At 39.8% G+C, this 15,984-nt stretch carries 14 protein-coding genes; 9 read left to right on the forward strand and 5 right to left on the reverse strand.

What is annotated here, in order from left to right; translation table 11 throughout:
* Window positions 1-36 precede the first annotated feature (36 nt).
* From trmB to WAO84_RS06315, 7 genes are all read left to right on the forward strand, one after another.
* A complete protein-coding gene (gene trmB, locus WAO84_RS06285; RefSeq protein WP_340064487.1) occupies window positions 37-708 on the forward strand; it encodes a tRNA (guanosine(46)-N7)-methyltransferase TrmB in 672 nt (223 codons plus the stop codon).
* Complete coding sequence (locus tag WAO84_RS06290) at window positions 708-1,346, forward strand: lysine transporter LysE (protein WP_340064488.1); 639 nt, start codon at window positions 708-710, stop codon at window positions 1,344-1,346. The genes trmB and WAO84_RS06290 overlap by 1 nt, the downstream gene beginning before the upstream one ends.
* Entirely contained in the window at window positions 1,336-1,674 is a 339-nt protein-coding gene (locus tag WAO84_RS06295) for an MGMT family protein (RefSeq protein WP_340064489.1), read from the forward strand. The genes WAO84_RS06290 and WAO84_RS06295 overlap by 11 nt, the downstream gene beginning before the upstream one ends.
* A 168-nt stretch (window positions 1,675-1,842) precedes the next feature.
* A complete protein-coding gene (locus tag WAO84_RS06300) occupies window positions 1,843-2,976 on the forward strand; it encodes an Mrp/NBP35 family ATP-binding protein (protein ID WP_340064491.1) in 1,134 nt (377 codons plus the stop codon).
* 2 nt (window positions 2,977-2,978) lie between these two features.
* Complete coding sequence (locus tag WAO84_RS06305) at window positions 2,979-3,221, forward strand: NifU family protein (RefSeq protein ID WP_340064493.1); 243 nt, start codon at window positions 2,979-2,981, stop codon at window positions 3,219-3,221.
* Between the two features lie 9 nt (window positions 3,222-3,230).
* Entirely contained in the window at window positions 3,231-4,283 is a 1,053-nt protein-coding gene (locus WAO84_RS06310) for an NAD(P)/FAD-dependent oxidoreductase (RefSeq protein WP_340064495.1), read from the forward strand.
* 56 nt (window positions 4,284-4,339) lie between these two features.
* Entirely contained in the window at window positions 4,340-4,663 is a 324-nt protein-coding gene (locus WAO84_RS06315) for a 2Fe-2S iron-sulfur cluster-binding protein (RefSeq protein WP_340064497.1), read from the forward strand.
* Window positions 4,664-4,687: 24 nt separating this feature from the next.
* On the opposite strand, the gene chrA is transcribed toward WAO84_RS06315, so the two are convergent.
* Window positions 4,688-5,839: a chromate efflux transporter gene (gene chrA, locus WAO84_RS06320; RefSeq protein ID WP_340064498.1), complete on the reverse strand. Its 1,152-nt coding sequence runs from the start codon at window positions 5,837-5,839 to the stop codon at window positions 4,688-4,690.
* A 7-nt stretch (window positions 5,840-5,846) separates the two neighbouring features.
* Window positions 5,847-6,740: a metallophosphoesterase gene (locus WAO84_RS06325; RefSeq protein ID WP_340064499.1), complete on the reverse strand. Its 894-nt coding sequence runs from the start codon at window positions 6,738-6,740 to the stop codon at window positions 5,847-5,849.
* A gap of 156 nt (window positions 6,741-6,896) precedes the next feature.
* On the opposite strand from WAO84_RS06325, the gene WAO84_RS06330 reads away from it, so the two are divergent.
* Window positions 6,897-9,266: a GAF domain-containing protein gene (locus WAO84_RS06330; RefSeq protein ID WP_340064500.1), complete on the forward strand. Its 2,370-nt coding sequence runs from the start codon at window positions 6,897-6,899 to the stop codon at window positions 9,264-9,266.
* Here the strand turns inward: WAO84_RS06330 and WAO84_RS06335 are convergent.
* Window positions 9,263-10,465 (reverse strand): Pycsar system effector family protein, encoded by a 1,203-nt coding sequence (locus tag WAO84_RS06335; protein WP_340064502.1) that lies wholly within the window; start codon window positions 10,463-10,465, stop codon window positions 9,263-9,265. The two genes, WAO84_RS06330 and WAO84_RS06335, sit on opposite strands and share 4 nt — an antisense overlap.
* Between WAO84_RS06335 and WAO84_RS06340 the strand changes: the two genes are divergently transcribed.
* On the forward strand, window positions 10,464-14,225 hold the full coding sequence (locus WAO84_RS06340) for a metallophosphoesterase (RefSeq protein WP_340064504.1): 3,762 nt from the start codon (window positions 10,464-10,466) through the stop codon (window positions 14,223-14,225). The genes WAO84_RS06335 and WAO84_RS06340 overlap by 2 nt on opposite strands.
* Here the strand turns inward: WAO84_RS06340 and WAO84_RS06345 are convergent.
* A complete protein-coding gene (locus WAO84_RS06345; protein ID WP_340064506.1) occupies window positions 14,222-15,124 on the reverse strand; it encodes a hypothetical protein in 903 nt (300 codons plus the stop codon). The two genes, WAO84_RS06340 and WAO84_RS06345, sit on opposite strands and share 4 nt — an antisense overlap.
* The gene (locus tag WAO84_RS06350; protein WP_340064508.1) at window positions 15,091-15,981 is read right to left on the reverse strand and encodes a GyrI-like domain-containing protein; all 891 of its coding nucleotides are present in this window, start codon (window positions 15,979-15,981) and stop codon (window positions 15,091-15,093) included. The genes WAO84_RS06345 and WAO84_RS06350 overlap by 34 nt, the downstream gene beginning before the upstream one ends.
* Window positions 15,982-15,984: the final 3 nt, after the last annotated feature.

Raw genomic sequence — 15,984 nt, forward strand, 5'->3', positions numbered from 1 at the left:
TTCCTTAATTTTGCTAAAATTTTAAAAAATTGTTTAGTGGGTAGTAAAAACAAGCTAAAACGTTTTAAAGAAAATGAAACTTTTCCCAATGTGATACAGCCGGACAGAGCAGACCTGTTGGCTCATGCATTTGAGCATAAAGGGAGGTGGTCTGCCTTTTTTGGGAATGATCACCCAATAGTAGTTGAACTGGGATGTGGAAAAGGAGAATATACCCTGGGGCTGGCAAAAAGAAATCCCAATAAGAATTTTATCGGTGTAGATATAAAAGGAGCGAGATTTTGGAGAGGGGCCAAAACAGCCCTTAAAGAGCAACTCTCTAATGTAGTGTTCCTGAGAATACAAATTGAACTTATAGAAAGCGTATTTGAAAAAGACGAATTAGATGAGATATGGATCACCTTTCCGGATCCTCAAATAAAGTATAAACGCACCAAGCACAGGCTTACCAACCACCTTTTTATCAAAAAATATCAAAACCTGCTTAAACCTGAAGGGGTAGTACATTTAAAAACAGATAGTGAGTTCATGCACGGATATACACTTGGACTGCTTCACGGTTTGGGCCACGAAATACAGTATGCCAATCATAATATTTACCACAATGAAGGAAGTCCCGAAGAAGTAACCGGCATACAGACCTTTTACGAAAAACAATATCTGGAGCAGAAAAAACCAATTACCTATATACGGTTTAAATTCAATTAATGACACATCTTTTTATCCTTTTCTTTGCTACATTCTCAGCTGCTTTTATGGCGAGCGTGCTCCCCGGGTTGCTCAATATGAATGCCGCCAAGATAAGTGTGAAAAAAGGGAAACCAAGCGGGCTTCTTTTTTCTGCAGGAGTAGGCTTTATGACCTTGTTTCAGGCATATTTGGGAACCCTTATTTCCCGGTATCTTTACAATAACCTTTTTGTAATTGATATTTTGCTCAAAATAGCACTGGTCATTTTCGCCGTATTTGCCATATACTATTTTATACTCGCACGCAAAGGCAAAAAGAAAAAGATAAAAAAGGTAACCATCAGCAAAAAGAATACCTTTTTTAAGGGTATGTTACTGGCATCTTTAAACATGCTTACTATTCCTTTTTACTCCGGACTCAATGCTGCATGGAATGTTTCGGGATGGATCAAATTTGAATGGCAGGATATACTTGTCTTTACAGTGGCGGCCGGTTTAGGTACTTTTTCAATGTTAACCATGTATGTGATTTACTTCAACCGACTGGATTCCCGGTCAGATCGTTTTTCAAAGTATTCAGATTATATTTTGAGTGTGTTAATGACCGTACTTTTGGTAATTACTCTTATTCGAATATTTTACAACTATGAGTTCTGAAAACAACGGTTTTTTTGAGAAAGTGTATGAGGTAGCCAGGCAAATACCCTATGGGAAAGTTACATCTTATGGGGCCATAGCAAGTTACCTGGGTACGGCCGGAAGTGCCCGTATGGTAGGATGGGCCATGAATGCCTGCGGAGGTATGAATGATGTGCCTGCGCACAGAGTAGTAAATCGCGTAGGAGTACTCACAGGGAAACACCATTTTCAGGGTACTAACTTAATGCAACAACTTTTGGAAAGTGAGGGGGTAGCCATAAAGAATAATCAAGTAGTAGATTTTGACAAGCATTTCTGGGATCCTGCAAGACATTTAAAAATGTAAAACAGTACATAGTAAACAGTCAAAAAGTGATAAATGTCATCATGTATCCTATTTAATGAGGTTATTTTTGCATCGACATATTCAATACAATTACAAGTACATATCACCCGGAACCGTTATCTTTGCAATTTAGATCCATTTTAAAATAAGTGCTTAAGAAATACTGGAATGAAATTAAATAAACAAGATATATTAGAAGCCCTGGAGACCATCTCTGTTCCCGGTGAAGGAGAGAATATGGTAGCAAGCGGGGCGGTGACCAATGTAGTGGTTTTTGGTGATGAGGTTGTTGTAGATGTTACTATTGGAAATCCCAGTCTGCAGGCCCGAAAAAAAACAGAAGTTGAAATCCTGAAAACCATACACGATAAGGTATATGAGAAAGCCAAGATCAAAGTAAATCTTGAAGTAAAAAAAGCTCCCGAAAAACCTAGTATAAGAGGTAAGGCCATTCCCGGAATCAAAAATATCGTGGCAATTGCTTCCGGTAAAGGAGGTGTAGGGAAATCTACAGTAACCGCCAATTTGGCGGTTACCCTGGCAAAAATGGGTTTTAAAGTAGGCCTGCTGGATGCCGATATTTACGGCCCGTCTGCCCCTATCATGTTTGATGTTGAAAATGAAAAACCGCTGGCCATAAACGTAGATGGAAAATCAAAAATGAAACCTATAGAGAGTTTTGGTGTTAAAATACTTTCCATTGGCTTTTTTACCCAACCCAATCAGGCCGTTATCTGGCGGGGCCCTATGGCTGCCAAAGCCCTTAATCAAATGATCTTTGATGCTGCCTGGGGAGAAGTAGATTTTCTTTTACTGGATCTTCCTCCCGGGACCGGAGATATACATTTGAGTATTATGCAATCCCTGCCTATTACCGGGGCACTGGTAGTAAGTACACCCCAGCATGTTGCTCTGGCCGATGCACGCAAGGGAGTAGCCATGTTCCAACAGGAAAGCATTAATGTTCCCGTGTTGGGTATTGTGGAGAATATGGCATATTTTACCCCTGAAGAACTTCCTCAGAATAAATATTATATCTTTGGTAAAGAAGGAGCCAGAAATCTGGCTGAAGACCTTAAGGTACCCTTTCTAGGAGAAATACCTCTAGTACAAAGTATTCGTGAGGCGGGTGATGTAGGTCGTCCGGCAGCGCTTCAAACCGCTACCCCGCTTGAAGAAGCTTTCGAGAACATAACCCGAAACATGGTACAGGAAGTGGTGAGCAGAAATAAAAACCTGCCTCCTACAGAAGCTATTAAAATTACCACTATGGCAGGATGTTCTGCCTTTAAAAAGAAGTAGATATGACAACCGAAGAGATTAAGATAAATGTTGAAAAGGCGCTTGATGAGATACGCCCCTTTCTGGAAAGTGATGGCGGTAATATTTCCCTGGTGTCCATAGACGATGATAATAAATTGGTAAAAGTACGCCTCGAAGGGGCCTGCGTGGGCTGTACCGTAAACCAGATGACGCTAAAAAGCGGAGTAGAAATGACCATAAAAAAATATGTGCCCCAGATAGAAGAGGTTATTAATGTAGATTAGTTTATATAAATGATCAAAACAGACATTCTTATCATTGGAGCCGGCCCGACGGGACTATTTGCTGTATTTGAAGCCGGATTGTTAAAGCTCAAGTGCCATCTTATTGATGCGTTGCCACAACCCGGAGGACAGTGTGCAGAGATATACCCCAAGAAACCTATTTACGATATTCCGGGCTTTCCGGAAGTATTGGCGGGAGAATTGGTAGATAATCTTATGGAGCAGATAAAACCATTCTCACCGGGTTTTACGCTGGGAGAAAGGGCAGAAACCATTGAAAAACAAGACGACGGTACCTTTGTTGTCACTACCAATAAAGGTACCAGGCACCAGGCTCCCATAGTAGCTATTGCAGGAGGGCTGGGAAGTTTTGAGCCCAGAAAACCGCTAATTGATAATCTGGCCGATTTTGAGGATAAAGGAGTAGAATACATTATTCGTGACCCGGAAATGTATCGCGATAAGCGTGTAATTATTGCCGGTGGAGGTGACTCTGCTCTGGACTGGTCTATTTTCCTGGCAGATGTAGCCTCAGAAGTTACACTCGTTCATAGAAGAAACGAATTTAGAGGAGCATTAGATTCCGTAGAAAAAGTAGAAGAATTAAAAAAACTGGGTAAAATAAGCCTTATTACCCCCGCAGAGGTTACCGGCCTTAAAGGGAAAGATCATCTGGAAGCAGTGGTCATAACTCATGATGGAGAAGACAAACTATTTGAAACCGATCATTTTATTCCCCTTTTCGGACTGTCTCCCAAACTGGGCCCTATTGCCAACTGGGGGCTGGAAATAGAAAAGAACGCTATAAAAGTAAACAATGCCCTGGATTATCAAACCAACATCCCCGGTATTTATGCCATTGGTGATGTTAATACATATCCCGGAAAATTAAAGCTCATACTTTGCGGTTTTCATGAGGCTACTTTGATGTGCCAAAGTGCCTACCAACGTATTTATCCCGATAAGAAATATGTAATGAAATATACCACTGTAAGTGGTATTAGTGGTTTTGACGGTTCCAGAAAACAAGCTGAAAAGTCAGTAGTACGAGCAATTGAGTAGATCATATTCACATTTAAAGAAACCGTCAATTTTTATCAATCTACTTAGTTATCATTATGTCTGATATTACCATCAAGATCAAAGACCGGGAAGGCAAGATGCATGAATTGCAGGCACCTACAGACATGGCTATGAACCTAATGGAAGTTTGTAAAGCCTATGAACTTCCCGTAGAGGGAACCTGCGGAGGCATGGCTATGTGTGCTTCCTGCCAGTGTTATATTCTTTCAGATGATATTACACTTCCCGAAATGCAGGATGATGAGGAAGCAATGCTTTCTGAAGCGTTTTACGTAAAACCCAATAGCAGGCTGGGCTGCCAGATACCCATTACAGAAGAGCTGGACGGGCTTGAAGTAGAGCTGGCACCCGAATCTTAAATTAACCTACGTATGTTAGGATAATTACCACCCATAAAGAATGTACCCTAAAAGGCTCCCGCCTAATACGATCCACATAGGATTTGCTTTTTTTAGAATAAAAACACTCAGGAAACTCAAACCGGCAATTAGAACAGACTGCCAGTCTCTCATAGTTTCTATACCCAGGTTTATCAATACCGCTACCATTACTGCTACAGCTGCTACGTTTACCGAATCCATGAAATAACCGGTAAAGGCATATTGTCGTAGCTTAGGGATTAAAGGGAACAAAATAAGCACAAAAAGGAAAGAGGGTAGAAAGATCCCTGCTGTGGCTACAAAAGCTCCTGATATTCCCTGAAGTTGATACCCTATAAAAGTAGCTGTAGAAAGTACCGGCCCGGGTGTAAATTGCCCGGCGGCAATAGCATCCAGCAGTTGTGATCTGGTGAGCCATCCTCTTCCTACCAGTTCTGCATCCAGATATGCAAACAATACATAACCACTTCCGTACAGCACAGCACCTGTTTTTAAAAAAACAAAGAAAAGTTTAGAGGTAGAAAGCCCCGAAACTCCGGTTTTTAACAGTGTAGGTAATAAGAGTACAGGCGTCCAGACAGGTGCTTTTTGAAAATATTTTTTTTTGAGGGTAAAATACAGAGCACCCATAATACCCGCTCCCAGAAGTGCAGTAATCTCGTGAATACCAGCCAGAACCAGAAGGGTAATTACAATACCTATAATGGTGATCTCAATGGTTTTGAGTGCTTTTTTTCCCAGTTTTAAAATAGCTTGAGCAATAATGGCGAGCACTGCGGGTTTAATCCCGTTTAAGAACGGGGCCACTTCTGGTAAATTACCATACGTGGTATAGAACCAAGCCAGGAGTCCGGTAATGATTACTGCGGGAAATATAAAGCATACTCCGGCTACTACCAGACCTGCTTTTCCTGCTCGTTCATAGCCACAATGCATGGTCATTTCGGTAGAGTTGGGCCCGGGAATAATATTGGTGGCACCCATAAGATCAAGAAAGTGCTCAGAACTCATCCATTTTCGTTTACTAATGATTTCCTGCTCCATCATGGCTATATGAGCTGCAGGACCACCAAAGGCAAAACATCCCAGTCTGAAAAAAACCAGAGCCACCTCTTTAAGTCTATTTTTCTTTTCAGGGGTATTTATAACAGGCATTGCACGATCATGTTTTATATAACGCAAGTTTAGTAGGGCCTTCCAGTATGGTTCTCACAATTTGCAAGAAGCCCTCATCGGTAATTTCAATATACCATTTGATCAGGCAGATCGATCCGTTTTCAATTTCCAGACCTATAATGGAGCGGGGATGTACACAACTGCCGTCATTAAAGAATGCCGGGTCTCCGGGTTTTGGGAAGCGGGGGCGGTGCGTATGCCCTGCGATAGTAAGCTGATTACTATTTCTGGCAATCCATTTTTTAAAACGCTTCTCAACTTTTACCAGTTCTTTATAATTTTTTGCGGGACTTGTAGGGTCAGCAATGCCAAACACTTGAAGAGGTTTCCAGAGCACTCTCACCAGGAATCGGCCCCAACGCCAAAACGTATAGTTCCACCAATCGGCTTGATGGCCATGTACTAAAAAAAGCTGTTGCTTACTTTCTGTATGCTCAAGTATTATTGATTCGTCAATCGAAATACCTTCAAACAAAGGTTTGGTTTTTCCGGTTTTTGGCTCAAAATAGGAATATAGATGCTTTTCAACATACGATCTATTTTTGTAAACCATATCGTGATTGCCATATATAATGTGTAACCTGTCTTCATCATAAAACTTCTTCATTAATAAAAAAATATTTTGATGTGCGGCAAAAATAGATTCAAATGTAAGGTTCTCCCAAAGTTCATCGCCATCTCCCAGCTCACAATACACAAAACCGTGATTGTAATAATGTTTTAATGCGTGAAAGTAAATGTTACGGTTATTGGCAAAATCATCGGCAAAACTGTTATCCCCTCTGTGACAATCGCTGAATAAAATAAACTTTGAAGAATCATTAAACGGAAGTATCCTTGCATTTTTAAAAGCTTTGTCGAGTCGTAAACGGGTAAACATGCTTTTTTTAATAAAGATCGAAAAAAATAATTAGTAATGAAAAGTGTTTTATTGCTACTAATAAGTTAAGGAATAGTAAATTAACGGTAACATTCAATCTGAAAGGATGTAAATGGTTTTGTATCTTTGTATTACACCAATAATATAGACTTTAAAATGAATAGGGAGGAGTCACCTTTACAGGTACATATTAGTTTTGGTAAGCTGCTTGACCTTTATGAGGATCAGGTGAAGAATGAAAAGTCCTTTAAGACGGTCAGGGCCAAAGAGATCCTTAAAGTAGCTTCGGGAGTCCCGGAATTGCGAGATGGGTTTACAGACCCCGCTTTACTTGAAAAGTATCGTAACGAAATAAGTCTCATTCTGGAAGACACCTTTTCCTCTGCTTTGACCCATAATGAGATCAAGGCGGCTATGATCCCTTTTCAAAATATTATTTTTAATTCGTCTAAAAGATTTGATACAATATTAAAAAATGCCGGAGAAGGTTTTGAGATAAATATGCGTAATATGCCGGAAGGGCAATTATACATACTTGGATGCAGTGTGATTTTAAAGGCGTATTATGGCATAGATCTGGATTTTAGAAGGCCCTTGTATTTCGATATTCCGGATGAAAACGGCATATTGCGTAATTACAGAATTATGTACAATGCCGATTTTGTAGATGTCTTTCCTACGAAAGCGGCCATAGAAGTTACTAAAGAGGATGTAGAAGAACTCATGGACCACTTTAATAATCTGGAACTTTGGAAACAGAAATTTCCACCGGGTAGTTGGATCATGAAAGGCTTTGTTATCTCCAATATGTTTGATGTTACCGTTGATCAGTCAATTTCCGATCTAAAAACAACCTTACTGGAACTGGACTCTGACAAGGCAGAAACCACAGGAACTTTTGAAAGAATTCTTCAGTCTATTTACAATAACAAAAGCCTGAGAGTAGGTTTCTCTTTTTACGATCAATACGATAAAAACTTTCAGCATGTTCCGGCCAGAGAAGTACACAGTTATTTGCTGTTTGACAAAGAAAGCCTTGATTGTAAGGATGCTTTATGCGCTTCATCTTATGAGCAGCTCTACGAAAAACATACATACTTTGCGATTTCCGATGTGGAAAAATATTATGAACTGTCTGAACATCTGCCGTTTTATAAAAACCTGTATGACCAGGGTATAGGAAGTGCCATTTTTGCGCCGGTTTCTCATGAGGGCAACCTGCTAGGTATTCTGGAGTTGATCTCTCCAAATAAACATGATCTGCACAGTGTGAATGCCAATAAGCTGGAAGATATAATGCCGTATCTGGTAACCTCTATTCTACGATCTGTAAATGAAGAGTCCAATCAAATAGATGCAATTATACAACATGAGTGTACTTCCATTCACTCAAGTGTTTACTGGAAGTTTGAGAATGAAGCCCGAAAATTCCTGAGAATGTCTGCACGAGGTGAACAGGTTAGTTTTGGTGATATATCTTTTGAAGATGTACATCCGCTCTACGGTCAGGTTGATATTAAAAATTCATCAGATGCCCGTAACACGGCTATTCAGAAAGATTTACTGATACAGTTTCATATGCTCGCCGATATCTTTGTCGATGCTTCCCGCTTAGAGTCACTGCCTATTTATGATGAGATCAACTTTCGTATTAATGAATACCTCACCTCGCTTAGTGAAACTATGCAAACTAACAGTGAGCAAAAAGCGATAGATTTTCTCCTTGAAGAAATTCATCCGGTTTTAGATCATTTAAAAGAGGAAAATACAGAAATACAAAAAATGATCATCAATTATTATCATAAATTAAAAGATAATCATACTATATACAAATACCGAAAGGCATATGATACTTCGGTTACTAAGATCAACAAAAAAATGGCGTCTATGCTTGACAAAAAACAAGAGGAAGCACAAAAAATGTTCCCTCATTATTTTGAAAGGTACAAAACAGATGGTATTGAACACAATATGTACATAGGGGCCTCTATTGCAAATAACAGGAAGTATAGCCCGCTCTACTTACAAAATCTGAGATTATGGCAGTTACGAACTATGTGTGAAATGGAGAATGCCTTTTATCAAATGCAAATAGAACTCCCTCTTCAAATGGAAGTTTCTTCACTCATTTTTGTTCACGGAGACACATTGTCTATCCATTTTCGAATGGATGAGCGCCGTTTTGATGTTGATGGCACCTATAATGCACGGTATGAGGTGATAAAGAAAAGAATAGATAAGGCTCATATAGCAGGTACAAATACCAGGATCACCGAGGAAGGAAAAATTTGCATTGTCTATTCTTCCCGAAAACATGAAAAAGAATATATGAGGTATATAAAATTGCTCCAGGCACAAAAATACATCTCAGAAAATGTTGAAAACTTTGAGGTAGAACCTTTACAGGGCGTTAGCGGATTGAAAGTATTAAGAGCCGAGATTTTATATACCCAGGCAGGAGACAATACTTCACATTATACACTTCATGAACTTTCGGGTATCCTGCAAAAAGCCTCAAAGGCCTAAGGGAGCGTTTCGATAAGCCGCCCTGTGCCAAAAAGCTTATACGCCACACCAAAGGTTACTACTGAAATAATAATACCTATCATAAAAATAGTATAAGTCCATCGAAGTATTCGGTATTTACGATCCAGCACCTTTCCCAGGAAATATAGGTCTTTGGTAAGTGAGTTATACAGGTAGTCTTTATCCTTAATGACATCTTTCATGGCAGTTTCAAAATCTTCGAGTTCCATCTTATGGAAGTTCCCAAAGAAAAGGATATTTACTTTTCGGTCTTTTATATCTTCCATAGTAAACTCACCCCTGGTAATATTAGGACGTGTTGCCAGCACAGAAAGTACCATAGATACCAAACCAAAGAACAGAAAAACTACCGTTGGTATAAAAAGGTAACTGTTTGAAGGGTTATCGAGTTTGGGTATGAGATTGGCGAGTGCCAGTGAAATAATGATCGCATTTACCGATAACAGGATATTCGCCTTTGTATCTGCAATGTCACTTAACTTTAAATGGTTTCTCAGGGTAACCCGATAAAGGGTTTGAATGCCTCTTTCAGGACTTTCACTCTTAAGAGAAACTTTTAGCGCCTCTTTTTTCTCAATTTGCTTTATTTTTTTACGGTCCTTAATAAGCTTTTCCAGATTTCGGTCTTTGCCCTCCTGCCAGTTCTTTTTTGCATAATCAGTATAGTACTGATGGCCGGAAACAAACATATCTATGTTTGCATTGCGCCATTCTGAAATACTGTAAGAACGTATGTTAAGCCTTTTTAGTTCTTCTCTGAGTATCTCTGAAGTTTCATTATAACTGTCACTGGCAAAATGAGATGAATCGGCATCGCGTATAATCTCCTCCATAAGATCTTCCGGATGATGTGCATTACGCGTCGCCATAATATATTGGCATACGCGTTCTGTTTTTAATGCATCATACTGTTCTTTTTTCAAAAAAGCCGAAGCGATCTTACAACTTTTTTCTTCATGATCCTCATGACCTTTAGTAAAACCGGTATCGTGAAACCAGGCAGCGAGCAATACCATTTCGGCATCGGTATCATCTATCGCACTGTGATTAATTATTTCTTTAGTATTTTTAACAACCCGTTCTGTATGCCTAAGGTTGTGATACATATAATTATTGTCAAGTTTAAGAGTGAGTAGTTCGGTAACAAATACTTGTGCTTTTTCTAAGATACCAGACATGACTTTACTATTTAATACATGCAAAGTACAAAATAAACATTTTAATACGCCTCACGTGGTTAAATTTCATATCTGCTTTTATATTGCAGGACTTCTCATCTTTTCCGGCTGTGCCACATATCAACCTCAATATGCAGATACGGTTAACGTTTCAGAGCAGTTTTCAGATGGAAAAACCATTGAACAAACATTCTATCTTGTAGGGGATGCCGGTAACGCTCAAATGGGAGCATCTACGCCCACACTTAAAGGACTCAAAAAAGTATTGGATACCGTTTCTCGAAACAGTTATGTACTTTTTCTTGGAGATAACATTTATCCCAGTGGAATGCCTGATAAAAATGAGAAAGAGAGAATACTGGCAGAACACAGGCTGAATGCACAATTAGCATCAGTAAAGAACTTTAAAGGAGAGGTGATTTTTATTTCCGGTAATCACGACTGGTACAGCCACGGTATAAAAGGATTAAAACGACAAGCAGATCTTCTGGAAGAAGGGCTTGGAAAAAAGAATGTACTTTTGCCCAAACCCGGTTGCGGTTTGGCAGAAATTGATATTTCTGACAGATTACAACTCGTGATTGCAGATTCTCAGTGGTTTTTAGAGAATTGGGACAAGCATCCCGGCATTAATGACAATTGCCCCGATATCAAAACCCGAAAGCAATTTTTAGAAGAAATAGACGGGATACTTACAAAGTACAAAAATAAAACTGTGGTTTTTGCCATTCACCACCCCCTTATGACCTATGGCCCGCACGGGGGGGTACTTGCCGCAGAAAAGCACCTGTTCCCTTTCAGTAACAAAATACCTTTACCCTTACTGGGCACCTTTATCTCACAGGTTAGAAAGTCGGGAGGAATTTCTATTCAGGATCGCAATAATGAGAGGTATAATGAACTTGCAGATATTCTTATGGATCTTGCTCAAGGGTCAGATCGCGTTATTTTCGTTTCCGGGCATGAACACAGCCTGCAGTACAGTAAAAAGAAAAATATTCCTCAAATCGTATCGGGAGCCGGTTCTAAAAAGTCTGCTGCCAAACTAAGAGAAAATGCCAGGTTTACCTATGGAGGCTATGGCTTTGCTGTGCTGGATGTATTCACAGACGGTTCCTCTCAGGTACGCTACTACAGTTCAGATGTTAGTGGTAATAACCAGATGCTGTTTAATACCGAAGTGCATGCCCCTCTGCCCAGATCCAAAGAATTTAAGTTTCCAGATCAATACCCGGCAACTGTAGAAGCCTCGGTTTATGACAAAGAGCGTACGCAAAAGAGTAATTTTTATCAAAAAGTCTGGGGAGAGCACTATCGGTATCTCTATGGAGTTCCGGTAAAAACCAGGGTAGCATTATTAGATACGTTGTACGGGGGCCTTACCCCGATTCGTCAGGGAGGCGGCAACCAGACCAAAAGCCTTCGGCTGGCAGATGCTAGTGGCAGAGAATACAATATGAGAGCCATGAAAAAGAGTGCCGCCCAGTTTCTTCAGTCAAAAGGGTTTGGGGTGGCGGCAGAAAACGATTTTGAAAACACTCTGCCCGAAGACCTGTTACTGGATTTTTATACGGCGGCTCACCCATATGCCCCTCTGGCAATTTCGGTACTGGCAGATGCTACCGGTATATACCATACCAATCCTAAGTTATATTATGTTCCTAAGCAAAAAATGTTAGGGGCTTTTAATGAAAATTTTGGAGATGAGTTATATCTGATTGAAGAAAGACCCATGGAAGCATTTGAAAACCTGGAAAGTTTTGGTTCCCCAAAAGATATAGAGAGCACACAGGATCTTTATTCCCGATTACGCAAAGATGAAAAATATCGTCTTGATGAGCGCTCCTATATACGTGCCAGACTTTTTGATATGCTCATAGGTGACTGGGACAGGCATTACGATCAGTGGAGGTGGGCCGAATTTGAAAATGAAGAGGGCAACAGGGTTTTTAAACCTATTCCCAGAGACAGAGATCAGGTATTTTCCAGATTTGATGGAGTTTTTCTCGATATGGTGAGAACCTTTATTTCCTCGGCCAATCTGCTGCCGGTTTATGAAAAGGGACTGAGAAAATTGAAATGGTTTAATTATGAACCACTTCCCCTGGATCGTAGTTTGCTGGAAAATTCAGGCCAGGAGGCCTGGTTGGAAGAGGCAAAATATATTCAGGAGCATATTACTGATGAGGTAATCGAGAAAGCTTTTCAAAAAGTTCCGGAAGAAGCGCATGATGAGCATCTGGAGAGAATTATTTCCCAGCTAAAAGAACGAAGATCACAACTGGTGAGCATAGGAGAAAGCTATTATCAAATACTGAGTAAGTTGTCAGTACTTACAGGTACTGATAAGGATGACCATATTGAAGTGATAAGAGAAGGAGAGGGTACCACCCGTGTAAAGATATACCGAATTAAAAACGGTGAGAAAAAAGATCTTATGGTCAACCGCTTGTTTAACCGGGAAATTACCAAAGAAATATGGATTTACGGATTGGACGATGATGATGTGTTTGAAGTGAAAGGAAAAGGGAAAAAGCCTATCGCCGTACGTTTAATAGGTGGCCAGAACCATGATGTATATAAAATAGAGAATGGCGCTGCCGTAAAAGTATATGATCATAAGTCTAAAAAAAATACGGTGAAAGAAAAAGGAAGTGCCGATTTTCATTTTACCGATAATTATGAAGTAAATCTTTTTAATTATCAAAAAGATCAATATACAACTACCACGCTGCTTCCGGGACTCGGGTTTAATCCGGATGATGGTATAAAAACAGGTCTTAAATTTACAACCACCAAATACGGTTTTGAACGCAATCCGTTTTCCGGCAGGCATTCTTTTACAGCAAATTATTATTTTGCTACCCGGGGTTTTGAATTTTTATACGATGGGGAGACCACTGGTGTATTCAATACACTAAACCTTACTTTCGGAGGAAAATTTACCAGTGCTAATTTTGCGCGTAACTTTTTTGGATTTGGCAGTGACACCCCTAATTTTGATAATGATCTTGACTTTGACTTTAACAGGGTGAAGCTTAGCGAATGGATGGGATATGTAGGTTTTGCCAGGCGTTCACCATATGGCAGTGATTTTACCGGACGCATTGTTCTTCAGGGAATAGAAGTTGAGAATACTGAAGGAAGATTTATAAACAACTTTGAAGGGGTTGAAGGTTTTTTTGATCGAAAGTTTTTTTCGACTGCAGAAGTAAATTATTCTTTTGAAAGTTATGATGAGGTACTTAACCCTTCCAGGGGAATGCAGTTTAACCTTACCACCGGCTACACTTTAAATCTCGAAGATACCGAGCGCCATTTTGGATACCTGAGATCAGGCATTATCTTTTATAATCCGCTTACAAACAACAATCGCCTGGTACTGAAAGCCCGGGCGGCCACCCAAATAAATTTTGGTGATGATTTTGAATTTTATCAGGCTCCGGAACTGGGAAGTAACAACGGTTTAAGGGGGTTTCGAAACCAGCGATTTGCAGGGAACAGCAGCCTTGTATTTAATGGTGATCTCAAGTATAAGTTTAACAAGTTCAGGACCGCTGTATTGCCTTTACAGCTCAGTATATACGGAGGGTATGACTATGGTCGCGTATGGGCCGATAATGATCCCTTCAACCAATGGCAGCAATCTTTTGGAGGAGGTGTTATACTAAACTCATCCAATATTGTAAATGGAGATTTTGCTTTGTTCTCGTCTGATGATGGCTTGCGCTTTACTTTTGGATTTGGTTACCGGTTTTAATATTTAGAGAGGTAAAAGGTATATACATTTCTACCCTGTACCCCAAATTGTTCATCAGAAATATAAAGCGTGTTATCGTTCGTAAAACAGAGAGACTCTTTTTGTGAATAGTGGCCGAGGTGTATTTCATCTATAGTACCTTCTAAAAAACGATCGTTGGTAAAATGCGTTAATACCCATATCCGGTCATGTGCCAGTAATACTACCTTTTTGCCATCGGGCGAAATATCAGCCGAAGTAACCGAACAGCTTTTTCGGTCTGTACAGAGTACTTTTTTACCCACTAATTTTGCCTTATGATTTCCGGGAGTCGCAGGAATTTTATAAAGCAGGGTTTCTCCGGTAAAAGGCTGGGTTCTGTTTTTGGTAAAAATGTATAGAAAGCCCTGTGAATAAAAAAAAGCTTCAGCATCAAAAAGCCTGTCCTTTTTATCCGGAGGGAACTCTTTTTGTTCGGGATAGTTAAACTTTATTTCCTCAGCTTCAAGATTTTTACCCGTATATAGATCGGGGTTGGGAACTTTATAGATAACAAGATCTTTACGTTTATTACGGTTATTGCCAATATCGCCAATATAGATGTTACCTTCCTGATCACGGGCAAGATCTTCCCAATCCTGGTTATCTGCATTTTTAATATTAAAATCTTTAAGAAGAGTCCCTTCGGTATTTACTCCATACAAATGGTCTTCATTACCAGAATCTGCTATAAACCAAAAGAGGTTTTCCTGTTGACTCACAGAGATCCCCGAATTTTCCTTTAGTTCTTTAGGCAGCTTACATGTGTAAGTTAGCTGCCCGTAATTGGTGCAACTGGTAAGGAATAAGGAGCCGAGAAAAAGAATAAGAACACACGATTTCTTTTTTACTGCAGTGGCATAAATACAATTGCTTTCCATTTTAGATCATTTCCCCCGTTATTGGGGTTGTTATAAAATATTTCAAGAGGCGTGTTGCCTATGTCAAGTTGGTTACGTTTTGCGTACTCATATAAGGCGTACCAGGCTTTGTCAGATGATTTGTAATTACCATGATAAACGGCTTTAATTGCTTTTTGTTTTGGAAAGGTTTTAAAAAAAATACGGTCACTTTCCGGAAGAGTATCCTTTTTTTGAGAAGGAAAACAAAAATTAAATGTTATCTGCCCGTTTTCAATATCCCAATTTGTGATCTCAATACGCGGATATCCTGCGGTATCCATTTTGTGGGTAAACAGAAAGTCAGAAATAAGATAATTGTTTCGCATCATACCATACGCTTTGTTTTTTTGGGCAGTGCGTATTTCTGTGCAGGCGCAAAACATCGCTTCGGTCTCACTTTCTCCCCGTATTGAAACACGGTATCGGGTAAGTTGTTGGTCAAGTCCTTTTTTAAACGGTACCAGAAGGTTTTTGGCAATTTTTTCCATGGGGCTTTTTGAAAATGGAATTGTAACCTTATTCGCTAGTGAGTGGTTCTCATCTTTCAAATACACCCGTACCTGTGCCATGGAATCGTGTATAGCTCGTATTTTCCATTGAAGCAGGAGCGTGGAATCTGCCAGTTGAAGGCGTTGTTTTATCTCTGAAAAGGGATACCCCGAAAGGTTTTCTATTCGGGTATTGTCTTCTCCCCAACGGGAAACGGCTTCATAAACTGTGCCCGGTGAGGTAGCTGCTGTAAAAGTTACCAGATAGTCATAGGGTTTTACAAAAAGATACCAGCCTAATGCACATAGCAAAAGTATGAAGAGACCTATTCCCGTTTTTTTTATCATATC

The sequence above is a fragment of the Ascidiimonas aurantiaca genome (genome assembly GCF_037646345.1).
Lineage (GTDB): Bacteria > Bacteroidota > Bacteroidia > Flavobacteriales > Flavobacteriaceae > Ascidiimonas > Ascidiimonas aurantiaca.